Below are 17,659 nucleotides of genomic sequence, written 5' to 3'. Positions count from 1 at the left end.
TCACGATGGGCGGTGGGTGGCGGCCCGCGCCGCCGCGTCCAGGGCGTGCTGGATGTCGGTGGCCGGCGTGTCCAGCACGGCCAGGCCGACCAGGTCGTCGGCGAGGGCGTCGGGCACCTCGTCGTCGAAGCGGCGCAGCACCCGCAGCCCGACCGCGGCGACGGCGGCGACGGCGATCGCGAACACGGCGAACATGAGGCCGAGCCCGCGCTGCGGACCGGTGCCGAACACGGGGCCGAGGCTGCCCGCGAGGGGGCCGCCGTCGCGCAGCAGCGGGCGGAACAGCTCGGCGCCGAAGGGCGCGACGACCCCGAACCCGATCGGCATCGTCGACCACGCGATCAGCGTGTTCAGGGAGAACACCCGCCCGTGCAGCCGCTGCGGGACCTTGACCTGGATGATCGTGGTGTACACGCCGTTGAGCAGCGTCAGGGCCAGCGCGAGGCCGAGCGCGCCGGCGCCGATCAGGACCAGGTTCTCGCGCAGGCCGGTGACGAGCGCGCACACGGCCAGGCCGAGCGTCGCGACGAGGACGCCGAACATCCGCCGGTGCTGCGGGCCGCCCCAGGCGGCCATCACCAGGCCGCCCAGGAACACGCCGAGCGCGGAGACGAACGATACCTGGCCGACCTGACGCAGCGTGCCGAACGACAGGACCAGCGGCGAGAGCATCAGGAAGATCGCGGACAGCGGCACGTTCAGGACGGCGAACCAGAGCAGCATGCGGCGGAAGTTCCGGTTGCCCCAGACGTACCGGAAGCCGCCGGCGATCTCCGCGCGCAGCGTCTCGTGGCGCCGCCACGGCATGGTGGCGGGGAACCGCACCGCCAGGACGACGACGACCGCGACGAGGTAGGTCGCCACGTCGAGCGTGAGGATGCCGCGCAGCCCGATCGTGGCGAGCAGCCCGGCGCCCAGCAGCGGGGCGAGCAGCTGGGCGAGGCCGGCCCCGAGCTGGCCGATGCCGGCGGCGTGGCCGAGCAGCCGCTTCGGCACCAGCTGGGGGATCGCGGAGGTGTACGCGATGCGCTGGAACGACAGCGCGACCGACAGCGCGACCGTGGCCGGATAGAGAGCGGCGACGCTGAGCTGCCCGGCCCAGAGCAGCGCGGCCAGCACGGCCTGGACCCCGCCGGCGGCCAGGTCGCCGGCGAGCACGATGCGGCGCCGGTCGTGCCGGTCGACGAGCGCGCCGGCGATCGGCAACGTGATCAGACCCGGGACCAGGCCGAGCACCGCGAACAACGCGAACTGCGCGACCGACCCGGTGGTCAGGTAGATCCAGACCGGGATCGCGAACTCGGTGAGCGCCGACCCGAACATCGACGCCAGCTGGCCGGCGGAGACGGCCGCGAACCGGCCGAGGCTCGGCTGCGGGCCGGTGGCGACCTCACGGCCGTGCGACACACCGTGCCGGTACCAGGTGCGGCCCGGCCCGTCGGCCGGCGCCGACGGTTCGAACATGGGCGTGTCGATGATCTCGGCGATCTCGGTGGCCCGGTACTTCAGGAAGAAGTGCCCGGCCTCCCGCAGCACCACGACGGCGCTGTCGTCGGACAGGAAGTGCCACTCGCGGAACCGTTCCTCGTAGAACTCGGTGGCCGGGTCGCGGGTGCCGACGACGGTGACGAACGAGGCCCGCAGCCGCTCGGCGCCGGTCGCGTACATCCCGGTGTAGTACCGCTCGGCGTCGACGGAGTCGCGGCGCAGGTTGCGCACGATGTGGCGGGCCTCCGCCGGGTCGAGGCCGCCGAGGTCGGCGCCGATCGAGGTCAGCCAGTTGTGGTAGATCCGGTCGCCGCGCAGCGACTCCATCCGCGCGAGCTTCGACAGCGTCCGGGCCAGGCGGCCGCGCGGTTCGGCGAACGGGAACATCGCGCCGATGTACACGGTGCGCAGGTCCCGGCCGGCCGCCTCCAGCCGCCGCGCGAGGGCGACGGCGAGGGCCGACCCGACGCCGCAGTGGCCGTACAGGCTGATCGGCCCTTCGATCGTCGCGAGGATCTCGGCGACGCAGCGGTCGATGAGCGCGTCGAAGTCGAGCCGGTCCTCGATGACGCCGACGTCGTGGCCGGGGATGGCGACCGAGTACACCGCGTACCGCTCGGGCAGCGCGTCCGCGAGAGGCTGGTACACCACGGCGCTGCCGCCGCCGAACGGCACGCAGATCAGGGAGATGTCGGCCTTCGGCCGGTTCGGCGTGAGGCGCCGGATCACCGCCCGCGGGCCGTCGTCGGGCCGGTCGATGAGGGCGGCGAGCTCCCGCACGGTCGGGTTCTGGAACAGGTCGATGACGCCGACCGCGGCGCCGGTCCTGCGGAGCCGGGCCACCACCTGCGTCGCCAGCAGCGAGTGGCCGCCGAGGTCGAAGAAGTCGTCGTCGGCGCCGACCGCGGGGACGTTGAGCACGGCCGACCAGACGTCGGCGACGACCTGCTCGGTCGGGGTGGCCGGCGCGGTCCCGCCGCCCGCCGCGCGGACCGGGGCCGGCAGGGCGCGCCGGTCGAGCTTGCCGTTCGCCGACAGCGGCAGCGCGTCGAGCTCGACGAACGCGGCCGGGACCATGGCGTCGGGCAGCAGGCGCTTCAGCGCGGCGCGGTCCGGCGCGGCGCCGACGACGTACGCGACGAGCCGTTGGTCGCCGGGGTGGTCCTCGCGGACGATGACGGCGGCGTCCCGGACGCCCGGCTGCTCGCGCAGCACCGCCTCGATCTCGCCGAGCTCGATGCGCTGGCCGCGCAGCTTGACCTGCCCGTCGATGCGGCCGAGGAACTCCAGCGTGCCGTCGGGCCGCCAGCGGGCCAGGTCGCCGGTGCGGTACAGCCGGGCGCCGGGCGCCCCGAAGGGGTCGGGCACGAAGCGTTCGGCGGTCAGCCGCGGCCGCCGCAGGTAGCCCTCCGCGACCTGGACGCCGCCGATGTGCAGCTCGCCGGGCACCCCGACGGGCTGCGGCCGGAGCCGGTCGTCGAGGACGTGCATGGTGGTGTTGGCGACCGGGGCGCCGATCGGCACGCGGTGGGCGTCGCCGAGCGCTTCGGCGGTGACGGTCCAGGCGCTGACGTCGATGGCGGCCTCGGTCGGGCCGTACAGGTTGTGCAGCTCGGCGGCGGGCAGCGCGGCCAGGCAGCGGCGGGCGAGGTCGGCCGGCAGCTCCTCGCCGGAGCAGACGACGGCGCGCAGGCCGGCGCCGCCGGGCGTCGTCTCCTCCGCGAGGAATGCGGCGAGCATCGACGGCACGAAGTGGAGGACGGTGACGCCTTCGCGGTCGATGAGTGTCCGCAGGTACGCCGCGTCCCGGTGGCCGCCCGGCTGGGCGAGGACCAGGCGCGCGCCGATGATGAGCGGCCAGAAGAACTCCCAGACGGACACGTCGAACCCGGCGGGTGTCTTCTGCAGTACGACGTCGTCGGCGGTCAGGCGGAAGCGTTCCTGCATCCAGGTGAGCCGGTTGACCACGCCGCGGTGGCCGTTGGGCACGCCCTTGGGTCGTCCGGTCGAGCCGGAGGTGTAGATGACGTAGGCGGTGTCGGTGGCGGTCGGCGGCACCGAAATGTTGAAATTTCGGATATGTCGGGGAGCGGAGCGAGCCGACATATCCGCGGCGGCGGCCAGGGGATCCGCCGTGGCGGGCTGGGTATCGGTGCGGGCCGACAAGTCTGCGGTGGCGGGCCGGGAATCGGTGCGGGGCGACATGTCCGCGGCGGCAGGCTGGGGATCCGTGCGGGGCGGCAGCTCCGCGGTGGCGGGCTGGGGATCCGTGCGGGGTGGCAGGTCCGCGGTGGCGGGCCCGGGATCCGCCGGGTCGAGATGGTCGAGGCGGATCACCGGGCAGGTGGCGAACGCGTCGGCGAGGCCGGCCGGTGGGTCGAGGACGAGCACGGCCCGCAGGTCCGCGTCGGCCGCCATGAAGGCCAGCCGCTCGACCGGGTAGTCGGGGTCCAGCGGCACGTACGCGGCGCCGGTGCGCAGCACGCCGAGCAGCGCGCCGGGCAGCTGGAGCGAGCGCGGCGCGCACACGCCGATCCGCGTGCCCGGTCCGGCGCCCACCGGCCGCAGCGCCGCGGCCACCCGGTCGCAGTAGGCGTCCAGCTCGGCGTAGCTCCACGTGGTGCCGTCGAACGTCACGGCCGGCGCGGCCGGGGTGGCGGCGACCCGCGCGGCGAACAGGCCGGGCAGGGTGGCGCCGGCGTCGAACGGGGCGGCGGTAGCGTTCCAGGCGGCCTGCGCCGCGCGTTCGTCGTCGTCGCGCAGGTCGAGCGCGGCCACCGGCGTCAGCGGGTCGGCGACGGCGCCGCGCAGGAGCGCGGTCAGGTGGCTGACGAGCCGCCGCACGGTCGCCGCGTCGAAGAGTGCCGTGTTGTGGATGAACTGGCCCCACAGCCCACCGTCGGCGGTGTCGCTGATGTACAGCTCGAGGTCGTAGCGGGTCGCCCACGACCTGATCTCGTACCCGTCGAGGCCGTCGCCGCCGCCCGTGCCGTAGTTCTGCACCGCGAGCAGCGCCTGGAACAGCGGCGACCGGGACACGTCGCGGGGCAGGTTGAGGTCGGCGACGACGCGTTCGAAGGGCGTGTCGGCGTCGGCGAACCCGGTGAGCGCGGTCTCCCGCACCCGCAGCAGCAGCTCGGTGAAGGTCGGGTCGCCGCTCAGGTCGACGGGCATGACCAGCGTGTTGACGAAGCAGCCGATGAGGTTCTCCAGCTCCGGGACGCCGCGGCCGGCGATGGGGGAGCCGATCGTGAGCCGGGTCTGGTGCGCGTGCCGGCCGAGCAGGCAGGCGTAGGCGGCCAGCATCGTCATGTACAGCGAGGCGCCGTGGCTGTCGGCGAGGGCCCGGACGCCGGCCGCGAGACCGGCGTCGAGCTCGAACTCGACGCTGCCGCCGGCGTAGGTCAGCTCGGCCGGGCGCGGCCGGTCCGTCGGCAGCGCGAGGGGCTCGACGCCGTCCAGGCGCTCCGCCCAGCGGGCGACGTCGGGCGCCGGCCTGTCGCGCTGCCAGGCCGCGTAGTCGCCGTACTGGACGGGCAGGGCGGGCAGGTCGCCGCCGTCGTACGCGGTCATCAGCTCGGCCAGCAGCAGCGGCACGGACCAGCCGTCGATCGCGATGTGGTGCACGGCCATGGCCAGGATCGCGTCGTCCGGGGACAGCCGGATCAGCGCGGCCCGCAGCGGCTGCTCGGCGGCGAGGTCGAACCCGCGGGCGTGCACCGCCTCGACCGCGGCCCGGGCGGCGGCGTCGTCGGCGACGTCGACGACGGCCAGGTCGACGGCCGGGTCCTCGTCGACGACGAGCGTCGGGATCCCGTCGTCCCGGGCCGGGAACCGGGTCCGCAGCGCCTCGTGGCGGGCGACGACGCGGCGCAGCGCCCCGGCCAGCCGGTCGGCGTCGACCGGGCGCCGGATCCGCCGGGCCACCGGCACGAGGTAGGCGCGGTTGCCGGGAGCGTACTGCTCCATGAACCAGAGCCGTTCCTGCGCGAACGACAGCGGCGGCACCGTGCCGGCCGGCCGGGTGGGGACGGTGCGGGTCGCCGTGCGCCGGCGCAGTCGTTGGGCCAGCAGCGCCCGGCGGGCTTCGTCGACGGTCATCGGGTCTCCGCTTCCAGCAGGCCGGCCACCTCGTCGTCGCTGAGCTCGGCCAGATCGTCGAGCAGCCGCTGCTCGACCGCGGTGGCCAGGTCGGCCAGCCGGCGGTGCGTGAAGAGCAGGCGGATGGGCAGGTCGAGGTCGGTCATGGCGCGCAGCCGGGCGGCCACGCGGACGGCGAGCAGCGAGTGGCCGCCGAGGGTGAAGAAGTCGTCGTCCGCGCCGACGCGGTCGAGGCCGAGGACCTCGGTCCAGACGTCGGCGATCAGCTGCTCGGCGTCGGTGCGCGGCGGCGTGAACGGTCCGTCGCTGCCGTCAGCACTCTCAGCACCCTCAAGGGGCGGTGGCAGGGCTCTCCGGTCGACCTTCCCGGTTGGGGTACGGGGGAGCGCGTCGACCGCGACCCAGCGGTCCGGCACCAGGTGGCCGGGGAGCCGGGCCGCGAGCCGGGCGCGCAGCGCGCCGGTCGGTGCGGTGCCGGCGACGTACGCGACCAGGGCGCCGCCGTGCGCGACGACCACCGCCCCGGTCACCCCCGGGCACTCCAGGAGGTGGTGCTCCACCTCGGCCGGCTCGATCCGGAACCCGCGGACCTTCAGCTGGTCGTCGAGCCGGCCGGCGAAGTCGAGGCGGCCGTCGGCCCGCAGCCGCACGCGGTCGCCGGTCCGGTAGCAGCGCGCGCCGCGCCCTGATGGAGGCCACGTGACGAACCGGTCCCGGGTGAGGTCGTCCCGGCCGAGGTAGCCGCGGGCCAGGCCGGCGCCGCCGAGCAGCAGCTCGCCGTAGGCGCCGGGCGGCACCGGGCGCAGGCCGGCGTCGACGACCGCGACGCGCACCCCGGGCAGCGGCACGCCGATCGGCGGCGGGCCGGTCGTGTCGTCCGGGCCGAGGTCGGTCGAGGTCGCGATGATCGTTGCCTCGGTGGGGCCGTACGTGTTCACCAGCCGCACGGTGTCGCCGAACCGGGCGCGCCAGCGGGCCACGGCCGCCGCGTGCACCGCCTCGCCGCCGAGGATCACCAGCCGCAGCCGGGGCGGCCAGGCGATCGCGTCGATCTGGGCGACCAGGTCGTGCCAGTACGCGGTGGGCAGGTCGAGCACGGTGACGCCGGCGCCGTCCGGGCCGGCGAGCACGTCGGGCAGGCTGAGCGGGCCGTCCGGGAGCAGCCGCACCGTGGCCCCGGCGCCGAGCGCGGGCCAGAGCTCCTCCGCGTGCGCGTCGAACGCGAGCGGCGCGAACTGCACGACCGTGTCGCCCGGGCCGAGCCGGTAGTCGCGGCGCATCCAGCCGACCCGGGCGGCGAGCGCCTCGTGGTCGACGACCACGGCCTTCGGGGTGCCGGTGGACCCGGAGGTGTACAGCACGTACGCGGCGCCGTCCGGGGCCGCGTGGTCGACCGCCGGCACCGTCCCGGCAGGCGGCGCGACGACCCGGAGACCGTCGGGCCAGGGCGCGTCCCCGACGGCCGGCCCGGCCCCGCTGCCGGCGACGAGCTCCGCGATCCGCCCGGCCGGCTGCTCCGGGTCGATCGGCAGGTACGCGCCGCCGGCCCGCCAGACCGCCAGCAGCGCGACGATCGTGCCGATGTCCCGGTGCGCGGCGACGGCGACGACCGGCGGGCCCGCGACGACGGCCGCGCGCAGCGCCAAGGCAAGTGCGTCGGCCCGGCGGTTGAGCTCGGCGTACGTCAGCGACTCGCTGCCGCAGCGGATCGCGACCGTATCTGGCGCCGCGAGCCGGGGCAGCCCGGGAGCCAGCGGCTGCGGCGGGGAGGGCGGCGGGGCGGCGAGCGAGCCGACGAGCGCCTCGTCGGCGGCGGTCAGCAGCGGCAGCGCGCCGACCGCGGCGCCCGGGTCGGCGGCGATGCCGGCGCACAGCACCTCGAACCGGCGGGCCCAGCGCTCGACCGTCGCCGCGTCGAGCAGGTCGGTGTCGTAGCCGAAGACGAGCGTCAGGCCGTCGGCGGCCCGCCACGCCTCCAGCATCAGGTCGAACTTGGCCTGCCGGTAGCCGGAGTCGAAGAACGACGCGTGCAGGTCGGCGAACCGGTCGACCGGGGTGCCCTCGTCCTGGGTGTGCAGGATGCACATGGTCTGGAACAGCGGCGCCGCCCCGGCGGCGAGGTGCTCGAACGGCGCCTCGGCGTGGGTGAGCGCGTCCAGCACGCACTCGCGGGCCCGGCCGAGCAGGCCGGTGAACGGCTCGGCCGGGTCGACCTGGTTGCGCAGCACGACGGTCCTGGCGAAGTAGCCGACGGCCCGCTCGGTCTCGACCCGGTCCCGGGCCGCCAGGGTCGAGCCGACCAGGACGTCGGACTGGCCGGTGTGCCGGGCGAGCAGCGCCTGGTAGGCCGCGAGCAGCACGGCGAAGAGGCTGGTGCGGGACTGGCCGGCCAGGCTCTCGAGGCGGGCGGTGACGCCGGCCGGCAGGTGGGCGCCGAGGAACGCGCCGCGGTGGGTGGGCTCGGCCGGGCGGGGCCGGTCCGTCGGCAGGTCGAGCGCGGTCGGCTCGGCGAGGCGGTCCCGCCAGTACGCGAGGTCGGCCTCCTGGTCGCCGTCGTTCGCCGGTACGGGCGGCAGCGGCGCCAACGGCAGCCCGGCGTAGAGCGCGGCGAGGTCCTCCCGCAGGACGTTGAGCGACCAGCCGTCCCCGGCGATGTGGTGCACGACCAGGCAGAGGACGTGATCGTCGGGGGCGAGCCGGAGCAGCGCGGCCCGCACCGGCGCGCCGTCCCGGAGGTCGAACGGCGCGTTCGTCCGGTCCGCGACGGCGGCCCGGGCCGCCGCCTCCGGCTCGGCCGCGGACTCCAGCGGGATCTCCTCGAACGGCACGGTCGCGGGCCCGACCTCGACGGCCGGCTCGCCCCCGACCTCCGGGTAGGCGCACCGCAGCGCGACGTGCCGGGCGGCGAGGGCGTCCAGGGCCCGCCGCAGCGCGTGGCGGTCCAGCCGGCCGCGCAGGCGCAGCACCAGGAACATGTTGTACGACGCGTCGCGCGGGTCCAGCCGCTGCAGGAACCAGAGGCGGCGCTGGGCGTCGGACAGCGCCGGCGCGCGTTCCGGCACGCCGGCACCGGCATCGCCGGCGGCGACCGGGATCCGACGGGCGAGGGCCTCGACCGCGGGATGGTCGAACAGGTCGCGGACCGTCAGGCCGGGCAGCCGCGCCGCGACCTTGACGGCCAGCAGCGAGTGGCCGCCGAGCGCGAAGAAGTCGTCGTGGGCACCCACCGCGACGCCGAACACCTCGGCGAACACCGCGGCGACGCGCGTCTCGGCCGCGGTGCGCGGTGGCACGTACGCGGCGGTGGCGGACGGTCGCGGGTCGGGCAGGGCGGCCCGGTCCACCTTGCCGTTCGGGGTGAGCGGCAGCGCGTCGAGGACCGTGACCGTGGCCGGCACGGCGTAGGCCGGGAGGGTGGTGCGGGCCGCGTCGCGGATCGCGTCCGGGTCGATGACGGCGCCGGGGCGGGCCGTGACGTACGCGGCGAGCGCGTCGTCGCGGACCGCGGCGACCGCGGCGGCGACGCCCGGGCAGCCGGCGAGCACGGTCTCGACCTCGCCCAGCTCGACCCGGTGGCCGCGGACCTTGACCTGGGTGTCGAGCCGGCCGAGGAACTCGAGGGTGCCGTCCACCAGCCGGCGGGCGCGGTCGCCGGTCCGGTACATCCGTGCTCCCGCCGGGCCCCACGGGTCGGGCACGAACCGGTCGGCGGTCAGCCGGGGCCGGCGCAGGTAGCCGAGCGCGACGCCGGCACCGGCGATGACGAGCTCGCCGGGCACGCCGGCGGGGACGGGCCGCATCCGGTCGTCGACGACGTACACCCGGGTGCCCGGGATCGGGCCGCCGATCGTGACGGCCGCCGGGTCGCCGGGCACCGGCCAGTACGTCGACCAGATCGTCGTCTCGGTCGGGCCGTACACGTTGGTCAGCCGGCCGACCTTGCCGCGCAGCTCGGCGGCGAGCGGCACGGGCAGCGCCTCACCGCCGACCAGCGCGGCCGGCACGTCGTGGTCGAAGCCGGCCGCGAGCAGCATCCGCCAGCCGGACGGGGTGGCCTGCACGTCGGTGACGCCGGTCGCGGCGATGAGCGCCCGCAGCGCCGCGCCGTCGCCGGTCTGCGCGTCGCCGGCGACGACGACCCGGCCGCCGCGGCTGAGCGGCAGGAACAGCTCGAGCCCGGAGATGTCGAACGACAGCGAGGTGAGCGCCAGCCAGGCGCGGCCCGCCTGCGGCCCGGTGACGGCGGCCATCGCGGCGACGAACGCGGCGAGCGCGCCGTGCGGCACGACGACGCCCTTGGGCCGTCCGGTGGACCCCGACGTGTACAGCACATAGGCCGGGTCGTCCGGGCCGATGGCGGCGACGGCGGTGACAGCGGCGGCCTCGTCCCGCGGTTCGTCGTCGGCGGCGTCGATGAGCAGCGCCGCCGCGCCGAACCGGTCCGCGAACGCCGGCTCGGTGAGCACCGTGCCGACGCCCGCGTCGGCGATGACGAACGCGAGCCGGTCGGCCGGGTACGCCGGGTCGAGCGGCAGGTACGCGGCGCCGGCCCGCCAGACGGCGAGGAGCGCGACCACCATCGCCGGGCGCCGGGACAGCCCGACCCCGATCAGCGGCCCGCGCCCGCGGAGGCGGGCGGCCAGCCGGTCGACCTCGGCGTCGAGCTCGCGGTAGGTGAGGTCGCCGCCGTCGCCGGTGACCGCGACGGCGTCCGGCGTGGCCCGGGCCCGCTCCCGGAACAGCTCGGCGACCAGCGGGGTGGTCTCCCCGGGGCCCGTGCCGTTCCAGCGGGTCAGCGCCTCGCGCCGCTCGTCGTCGTCGAGCCGGCGCAGGTCACCGGCCGGGACGTCGGGCCGCCGGGCCGCGTCGTCGAGCAGGACGAGCAGCCGGCGGATCCACCGCTGCGCGGTGCCGGGGTCGAACAGGTCACGGTCGACCGTGAGCACGCCGACCGCGGCCTCGGGGCCCTGGATGACGTCGAGGGACACGTCGGTGCGGGCGACGTCGAACGGGTGGTCCAGCAGCTCGACGTCGAGGCCGCCGAGGCGCGGCCGGTCCTGCTCCTGCCGCAGGTACATGAGCATGGCCTGGAACAGCGGGGTGCGGCTGCGGTCGCGGGGCGCGCCGACCGCCGACACCACGCGTTCGAACGGGGCGGCGTGGCTCAGCGCGCCGAGCACGGTCCGGCGGGCCGTCCGCAGCAGCGCGCGGAACGTCGGGTCGCCCGACAGGTCCGTCCGCAGGACCAGGGTCTCGGAGTAGCAGCCGACGCGGTCGTCGAGGTCCGGGTCGTCGCGGCCGAGGACCGGCGTGCCGAGGCAGACGTCGTCCTGGCCGCTCATCCGGCCGAGCAGCAGCGAGAACGCCGCGACCAGCGCGGTGAACACGGTGGTGCGCTCGGACCGGGCCACGGACTCCAGGCGGCGCAGCAGGTCGACGGGGATGTCGAAGACGACGGAGCTGCCGCGCCCGCGGCGCACCGGGGGCCGGGGCCGGTCGGTCGCCAGGTCCAGCACCGGGGCGCCGGCCAGCCGTCCGGTCCAGTACCCGAGGTCCGTCGCGGCGCCCGGGGCGGCATCGTCCGGGACCGGCGGCAGCTCCGGCAGGTCCGGCAGTGCCACGGGGGCGCTGGTGGCGCCGGTGGCGTACGCCTGGTACAGCGCGTCGAGGTCGCGGCGCAGCACCTGCAGCGACCAGCCGTCGGCCGCGACGTGGTGGGCGGCGAGCGCGAGCACGTGCTCGTCCGGCCCGACGCCGATCAGCAGGAAGCGGGCCATCGGGCCGGCGGCGAGGTCGAACGGCCGCGTCACGAACGCGGCGACCAGGTCGCGGGCCTCGTCCAGGCCGGTCGCGGCGGCGGTCTCCAGCCGGACGCCGCCGGCGGCCGGTGCCAGCACGGGCGCGCCGTCGAGCTGCGCGACCCGGGACCGCAGGGTGTCGTGCCGGTCGGTCACCGCGTCCAGCGCGCGCTCCAGGGCCGCCCGGTCCAGGCGGCCGCGCACGTGCAGGACCAGCGGCAGGTGGTACGACGCGTCGGCCGGATCCAGCTGGTGCAGGAACCACAGCCGCTCCTGGCCGGGCAGCAGCGGCCTCATCGCGGCTCCTCCTGCAGCGTGCGGGCCAGCGCGGCCAGGAACCGCGCCGCCTCGCGGCCGTTGACGACGCGGTGGTCGTAGGCGAGACCGACCTGGCTCACGGTGCGGGCCGCCGGCCGGCCGTCGTCGCCGAGGTGCAGCTCGGGCCGCGGGGCGGTGACCGCGACCGCGCAGGTCTGGCCCGGGTACACGATCGGGATCGCCAGGCTCACATCGGCGTCCTGGTGGAGGGTCAGCGTGATGGTCGCACCGTCCAGTTCGGACGGACGGAACGCGCCGCCGGCCGCCGTGACCCGGAACCTGGCGAGGGCCCGGGCGATCTCGGCGACCGTCGCGGTGCCGGCGTCGCGGACCACCGGCACGTACAGGCCTTCGCCGAGGTCGACGGTGACGCCGACGTGCGCGGCGAAGGCCGGGTGCAGGGTGTGGCCGTCGTCGTCGAGCCGCGCGAAGCACATCGGGTGCTCGGCGTGCGCCGCCCCGATCGCGGCGACGAACAGCTCGGCGAGGCCGACGGGCCGCCGCACCGCGCGGGTCAGCCGGGGCATCCGCTCCAGGGCGGCGCCGACGTCGATCGTCATCGCGGTGTACGCGGCCGGGACGGTGGCGTGCGACCGGGCCACCGTCCGGGCGACCGCACGCTGGTTGCGGGACAGGCTGCCGGTCGCCCTGTCCGTCGCCACAAGCGGCGGCACGGCCACCAGTGCGTCGATGTCGGCGCGGCGGACGATCGGGCGGCCGAGCGCGGCGACCTGCCCGGCGCTGACACCGAGCTCTGCCATGCGGGCGCGGGCCGGCGCGGTGATCGTCGGGCCGTCGTCGCCGGCCGGTCCCGGGACCGGCGCCGCGCTGACGGCGGTGGGGTCGTCGAGGACGGCGATCACCTGACCGGGGGCGATCTCGGCGCCGGTCGCCGCGCGGTGGCGCAGGACGCCGCCCGTCGCGGCGGTCAGCTCCTCGACCGCCTTCGACGTCTCCACCTCGGCGACCGGCGCGCCGGCGAGGACCGCCTCGCCGTCCGGGGCGAGCCAGGCGAGCAGCACGTAGCTGTCGTCGTTGGTGTTGAGCTTCGGCACCGCGATCTCAGGCACGGACTGTCCTCACCAGCGCGTCGTGGATGGTGCCGGCGCTCACGAGCACGTGACGCTCCAGGTGTGGTGCGGCGGGGATGACGGCGTCGGCGCCGTGGACGAGCGTCACGGGCGCGGCGAGGTCCGCGAAGTGGCGCGCGTGGACGTGATGCGCGACCTCGGCGCCCCAGGTGCCGCCGGCGGTGCCGTCCTCGGCCACCACGACGTGCGGGACGGGCGGCAGGTCGAGGCGCACCGGGTACAGCCGCGAAGGGACGACCAGCAGTCCGGCGATCTCCTGCTCGATCAGCAGCGTCCGCAGCGCCGCCAGGGCGCGCTCGGCCATGCCGCCCGGCGCGATCAGGACCAGCTCCGGGCGTTCGCCGGTCCCGACGTACGCCACGCCGTCGCGCACCTCGCCCGTGAACGGGGCGGCCACGGCGGGCAGCATCCGGCGGGTGTAGAGGATCTTGTCCTCGACGAACACGCACGGCTGCCCGAGCGCCAGCATCTCGGCGAACACCTCGGCCGCGTCGCGGAACGGCGACATCTCGAACACGGCGAGGCCGGGCACGCCGATCAGGTGCTTCGTCAGGCTCTGGCTGTGCGTCGGCCCGTAGCCGCGGCCGCCGCCGCTGGGGCAGCGCACGACCATGCGCATCGGCAGCCGTTCGCCGTACATGGTGACGGACTTGGCGGCGAAGTTGACCAGCTGGTCGAAGCCGAGGGTGAGGAAGTCGGCGAACATGTACTCGACGATCGCGGTGTCGCCGGCCAGGGCCAGGCCGGCCGCGATGCCGGTGATGGCCGACTCGCTGATCGGGGTGGACAGCACCCGGTCCGGGAACCGGGTGGAGAGCCCGCGCGCGACCTTGAACGCGCCGCCGTACGGGTCGAGGAGGTCCTCACCGATGAGGTACGCCCGCTCGTCGCCCGCCAGGACCGTGTGCAGCGCGGCGTTGATGTTCTCGGCGACCCTCATGAGACGGCCCACCCGGCGGCGGGGTGCGCGGAAGCCCCGGCGACGCGGTCCTCCCGCGGCCGGCCGGTCCACTCGGCGGGTGGGCGGGCCGACACCTCGGCGACGACGCGGGCGACGCGGTCCCGCTGGGCGCGGTCGAGGTCCGGCGCGGCGGCGGCCACCGCCGGGTACCAGTCGGCCAGCGCCGCGACCTGGTCGGCGGGGCGGGTGTCGTCGCCCTTGCTGTGCGGGCCGAGCCGCGGGGTGCGGAACTCGACGATGAGCGGCGCGCCGTCGCGTACACCGGCGACGAACGGGGCGAGCTCCGCCCTGATGCGGGCCGGGTCGGTCGCGGTGACCAGTGTGTGGGCCAGTCCGAACGCGGCGGCGCGCCCGGCGACGGTGCCGGCCATGGCGTGCCCGGTGGGCGTCGACTGGGCGATCCCGTTGTGCTCCACCACGACCAGCAGCGGCAGCCGCCACAGCGCGGCGATGTTGAGCGCCTCGTACACCGCGCCCTCGCCCCAGGTGCCGTCGCCGATGTACGCGCAGGCGAGCGCGCCCGGCCGGTGGCGGCGCAGGTGCAGGGCGAGCCCGGCCGCGACCGGCAGGCTCTCACCCTGCACACCGGTGGACAGGTACCCGCGCCGGTGGATGTGCTGGCTGCCGCCGACGCCGTGGCACACGGCACCGGCCCGGCCCATGATCTCCGCGAGGAGCCCCTCCGGGTCGTCGAACCGGGCGAGGTAGTGGCCGTGCCCGCGGTGGTTGCTCAGCACGTGGTCGTCCGGACCGAGCAGGCCGCTCACGGCCACGGGCACGTACTCCTGGCCGAGGCAGGTGTGCGTGGTCCCGGACAGCTCGCCGCGTGCGAAGAGGTCCAGCAGCGCCGTCTCGAAGTGCCGGATGAGCAGCATCGCCGCCCGGTCGGGCGCCTCAGCGGGTGCCTCGGTGGGTGCCTCGGCGGGCGCCTCAGCGAGCGCCTCAGCGAGCGCCTCAGGAAGCGCTGACGGCATCCAGGACTCCGTTGACCGTCGGGTGGTCGAAGAACGTGTCGATGTCGACGTCGACGCCGAGCGTCTTGCGCATCCGCGCGATGATCTGCGTCGCGGTCAGCGAGTCGCCGCCCAGGTCGAACAGGTCGTCGTCGGGGCCGATGGCGGGGTCGCCGAGCACGTCGCGCCAGATGGCCAAGACCGGCTCCACGAGCTCGCCGCCGGCCGGTGCCGGCGCGGTGGCCGGCGCCCCGGCCGCGGCGGGCGGCACGGAGGTACCGGAGGCGCCCGAGGCGCCCGAGGCGGCAGCGGGGCTCAGGTCGCGCAGCAGGGTCCCCGGATCGGCGGCGACCCGGGTGAGCACCGCGCAGAGGTCGCCGGCGAACCGCGCGGCGACGGGCGCCGCGGCGGCCGGGTGGCGCAGCCGGGCGGTGACCGTCGTGCCGTCGTCGACCGCCTGCAGCTGCAGGTCGCCGCGCACGCTGCCGGCGAACGCCAGCCAGTCGACGGCCGCCGGGGCGCCGTCGAACCGTGGCGCGGCGCCGACCCGGCGGTAGCTGACGGAGACGGGCGCGATCGCGGCGTGCGGCTGCAGCCGGCGCACCGCGCGGGCGAGGGGCACCGACCGGTGCGGGTACATCGCGCGGAGCGTCGCCCGGACCCCGGCGGCGAACTCCGCGAACGGGGAGTCCGCGCCGGGCCGCGTGTCGACGGGGAACTCGGTCGCGAACGGGCCGACGGTGTCGAACGCGCCGGGCTCCCGGGTGGACACGTCGACGCCGGTCGTGACGCGCGGGTTGCCGTACCCGCCGAGCAGGGCGTGGACCGCGGCCAGCAGCGTCTCGAACCGGGTCAGCCCGGGCAGGTCGGGCACGGGCGGCTCGAACGCGTGCACCTGACCGGCCCTGTGGTCGCGCCCGGTGAGGACGTGCTCGCCGACGACCACGGGCAGCGGCTCGGCCCACCGGCCGGACCAGAACTCCTCCGCCGCGGCCCGGCCGGCATCCAGCCGTGCCGCCTCGGCGGCGAGCTCGTCCTCGGCGGTGCGCGGCAGCGGCGCCGGGATCTCACCGGCGTAGAACGCGGCCAGATCCCGCAGCAGCACCTCCTTGGACAGCCCGTCGACGACCAGGTGGTGCGCGGTGACGACCAGCGTCCGGCCGAACAGCGCGAACCTGACGAGCGGTCCTTCACCGAGGTCGAAGGGGCGGGTGGCCTCCTCCTCGACCGACTCGTCCGGCCCCGCCACGCGCAGCACGGGAGCGGTGCTGCGGGCGAGGTGGGTGACGCCGTCGCGCTCGACGACCGAGACGGCCAGCAGCGCGTGCCGCTCGACCACGGCCGCGCAGGACTTGGCGAGGAGCCCGGCGTCCGGTTCGTGGGCGAACGTGACGACCAGCGGCATGTGGTAGGCGGTGGGGGCGGCACCGGACGCGGCGAGCCGCATGCCGTGCTGGACGGCGGACGCCTGGATCATGTCAGGCTCCTTCGCAGGGATCGTTTGTCGACCTTGCCGCCGCGGTTGCGCGGAAGCTTGTCCACGACGTGGACGAGGGAGGGGATCTCGTGCGGCGCGAGGCGGCCGGCGAGGAACGCCCGCAGCGCCGGCGGGGTCAGCGCCGCGCCGCCGCTGACCACGATCACGGCGGCCAGCTCGACGCCGAGCACCTCGTGGGGCAGCCCGACGACGGCGGCGTCGGCGACCTCCGGGTGCTCGTGGATGGCCGCCTCGACCTGCAGCGTCGACACCCGGTGGGCGCCGGTCTTGACCAGGTCGCCGTCCCGCTCGACGAGGAACAGGAAGCCGTCGTCGTCGACGTAGCCGACGTCGCCCATCCGGACCCAGCCGTCCTGGAAGGTGGCGCCGCTCGTCGTGGTGTCGCCGACGTACGTGCGGGGCGGGGCGGGGGAGCGCATCCAGACGGCGCCGATCTCGCCCGGCGCGCAGGGCCGCCCGTCTTCGTCGGTGACGCGCAGGCCGCCGTCGGCGATCGGCCGGCCCACGCTGTCCGGGCGCTCCGGGTCGTACGTCATGGCGGTCTGCGCCGGGGCGGCCTCGGTCGAGGTGTAGTAGTTGACGATCGTCGCGTTCGGGAACGCGGCCGCGAGGCGGGCGGCGACCGGCCCCGGCAGCGGCGCGGCGGCCGACCCGAGCAGCCGGACGCTGCTCAGGTCGTGGCCGTCGGCCACGGCGAGCAGCTCCATGGCCATCGCGGGGACGACGAACACCGTGCCGGCGGACCAGCGGGTGATGGCGCGCGCGAAGCGCATCGGGGTGAACTGCGGCAGTGTGACCACGGCGGGGTGGGCGAGCAGCGCGGTCATCAGCATGACCTGGGCGGCGTTCGTGCCGATCGAGAACGCGTGCAGCAGGTGGCGCGAGTGGCGGAACGGGCGGTGCCGGGCGCCCGCCCCGTATGTGATGTTGGCGTGGGTGGCGGCGACCCCCTTGGGCCGCGCCGTCGTGCCGGACGTGTACAGGATCTGGGCCAGGCCGTCCGATGTGGACAGATCCGCGCCGTCGCCGGTGTCGTCGTCGCCGTCGGCCGTGGCGTGGGTCCACCCGCCGGTCCAGCCGGGCGCGCCGCCGCCGTGCACGAGCCCGGTGGCGGCGCAGTCGGCGAGCGCGTGCGCCAACTCGGCGGGCGCCGCGTCACCGGGGAGCGGCACGGCGACCGCGCCTGATCGCTGCACCGCCACGTAGGCGACCGCGAAGTCGAGCCACTCGGCGGCGCCGAACCGCAGGCCGACGCGGTCGCCCGGCGCGACGCGGCGCTGCCGCAGCCGCTCGGCGAGGCCGGTGGCACGGCGCTGCCAGGCGCCGACGGTCAGCGCCCCGACGCCGTCGACGACCAGCGCCTCGCGGTCCGGCTCCGATGTGGACCGGTCGGTGAGGAGGCGGGGAACCGTCGGCGGGACGGCGTGCAAAACCACGGCAACAGGGTTGCA

7 protein-coding genes are annotated in these 17,659 nt (G+C 76.2%); all 7 read right to left on the bottom strand.

Annotation, left to right across the window (positions count from 1 at the left end; translation table 11 throughout):
* From ACQEVZ_RS59310 to ACQEVZ_RS59280, 7 genes are read right to left on the bottom strand one after another with little or no spacing between them, the layout of a single operon-like run.
* Positions 1–5,589, bottom strand: coding sequence for an amino acid adenylation domain-containing protein (locus ACQEVZ_RS59310; RefSeq protein ID WP_433385764.1), 5,589 nt, complete (start codon positions 5,587–5,589; stop codon positions 1–3).
* The gene (locus tag ACQEVZ_RS59305) at positions 5,586–11,684 is read right to left on the bottom strand and encodes an amino acid adenylation domain-containing protein (protein ID WP_433385762.1); all 6,099 of its coding nucleotides are present in this window, start codon (positions 11,682–11,684) and stop codon (positions 5,586–5,588) included. Before ACQEVZ_RS59305 ends, ACQEVZ_RS59310 begins: the two co-directional genes overlap by 4 nt.
* Positions 11,681–12,775 carry a 2-oxo acid dehydrogenase subunit E2 gene (locus ACQEVZ_RS59300; protein ID WP_433385760.1) on the bottom strand — a complete coding sequence of 365 codons (1,095 nt, stop codon included), beginning with the start codon at positions 12,773–12,775 and terminating at the stop codon, positions 11,681–11,683. The genes ACQEVZ_RS59305 and ACQEVZ_RS59300 overlap by 4 nt, the downstream gene beginning before the upstream one ends.
* Entirely contained in the window at positions 12,768–13,736 is a 969-nt protein-coding gene (locus ACQEVZ_RS59295) for an alpha-ketoacid dehydrogenase subunit beta (protein ID WP_433385758.1), read from the bottom strand. Before ACQEVZ_RS59295 ends, ACQEVZ_RS59300 begins: the two co-directional genes overlap by 8 nt.
* The gene (locus ACQEVZ_RS59290; RefSeq protein ID WP_433385755.1) at positions 13,733–14,731 is read right to left on the bottom strand and encodes a thiamine pyrophosphate-dependent dehydrogenase E1 component subunit alpha; all 999 of its coding nucleotides are present in this window, start codon (positions 14,729–14,731) and stop codon (positions 13,733–13,735) included. Before ACQEVZ_RS59290 ends, ACQEVZ_RS59295 begins: the two co-directional genes overlap by 4 nt.
* The gene (locus tag ACQEVZ_RS59285; RefSeq protein ID WP_433385752.1) at positions 14,712–16,187 is read right to left on the bottom strand and encodes a condensation domain-containing protein; all 1,476 of its coding nucleotides are present in this window, start codon (positions 16,185–16,187) and stop codon (positions 14,712–14,714) included. Before ACQEVZ_RS59285 ends, ACQEVZ_RS59290 begins: the two co-directional genes overlap by 20 nt.
* Complete coding sequence (locus tag ACQEVZ_RS59280; RefSeq protein WP_433385749.1) at positions 16,184–17,644, bottom strand: class I adenylate-forming enzyme family protein; 1,461 nt, start codon at positions 17,642–17,644, stop codon at positions 16,184–16,186. The genes ACQEVZ_RS59285 and ACQEVZ_RS59280 overlap by 4 nt, the downstream gene beginning before the upstream one ends.
* Between the last annotated feature and the right edge of the window lie 15 nt (positions 17,645–17,659).

The organism is Dactylosporangium sp. CA-152071 (assembly GCF_050936335.1).
Lineage (GTDB): Bacteria > Actinomycetota > Actinomycetes > Mycobacteriales > Micromonosporaceae > Dactylosporangium > Dactylosporangium maewongense.
Note: the sequence above shows the minus strand (reverse complement) of the source record. Positions and strands in the feature narration are given on the sequence as shown.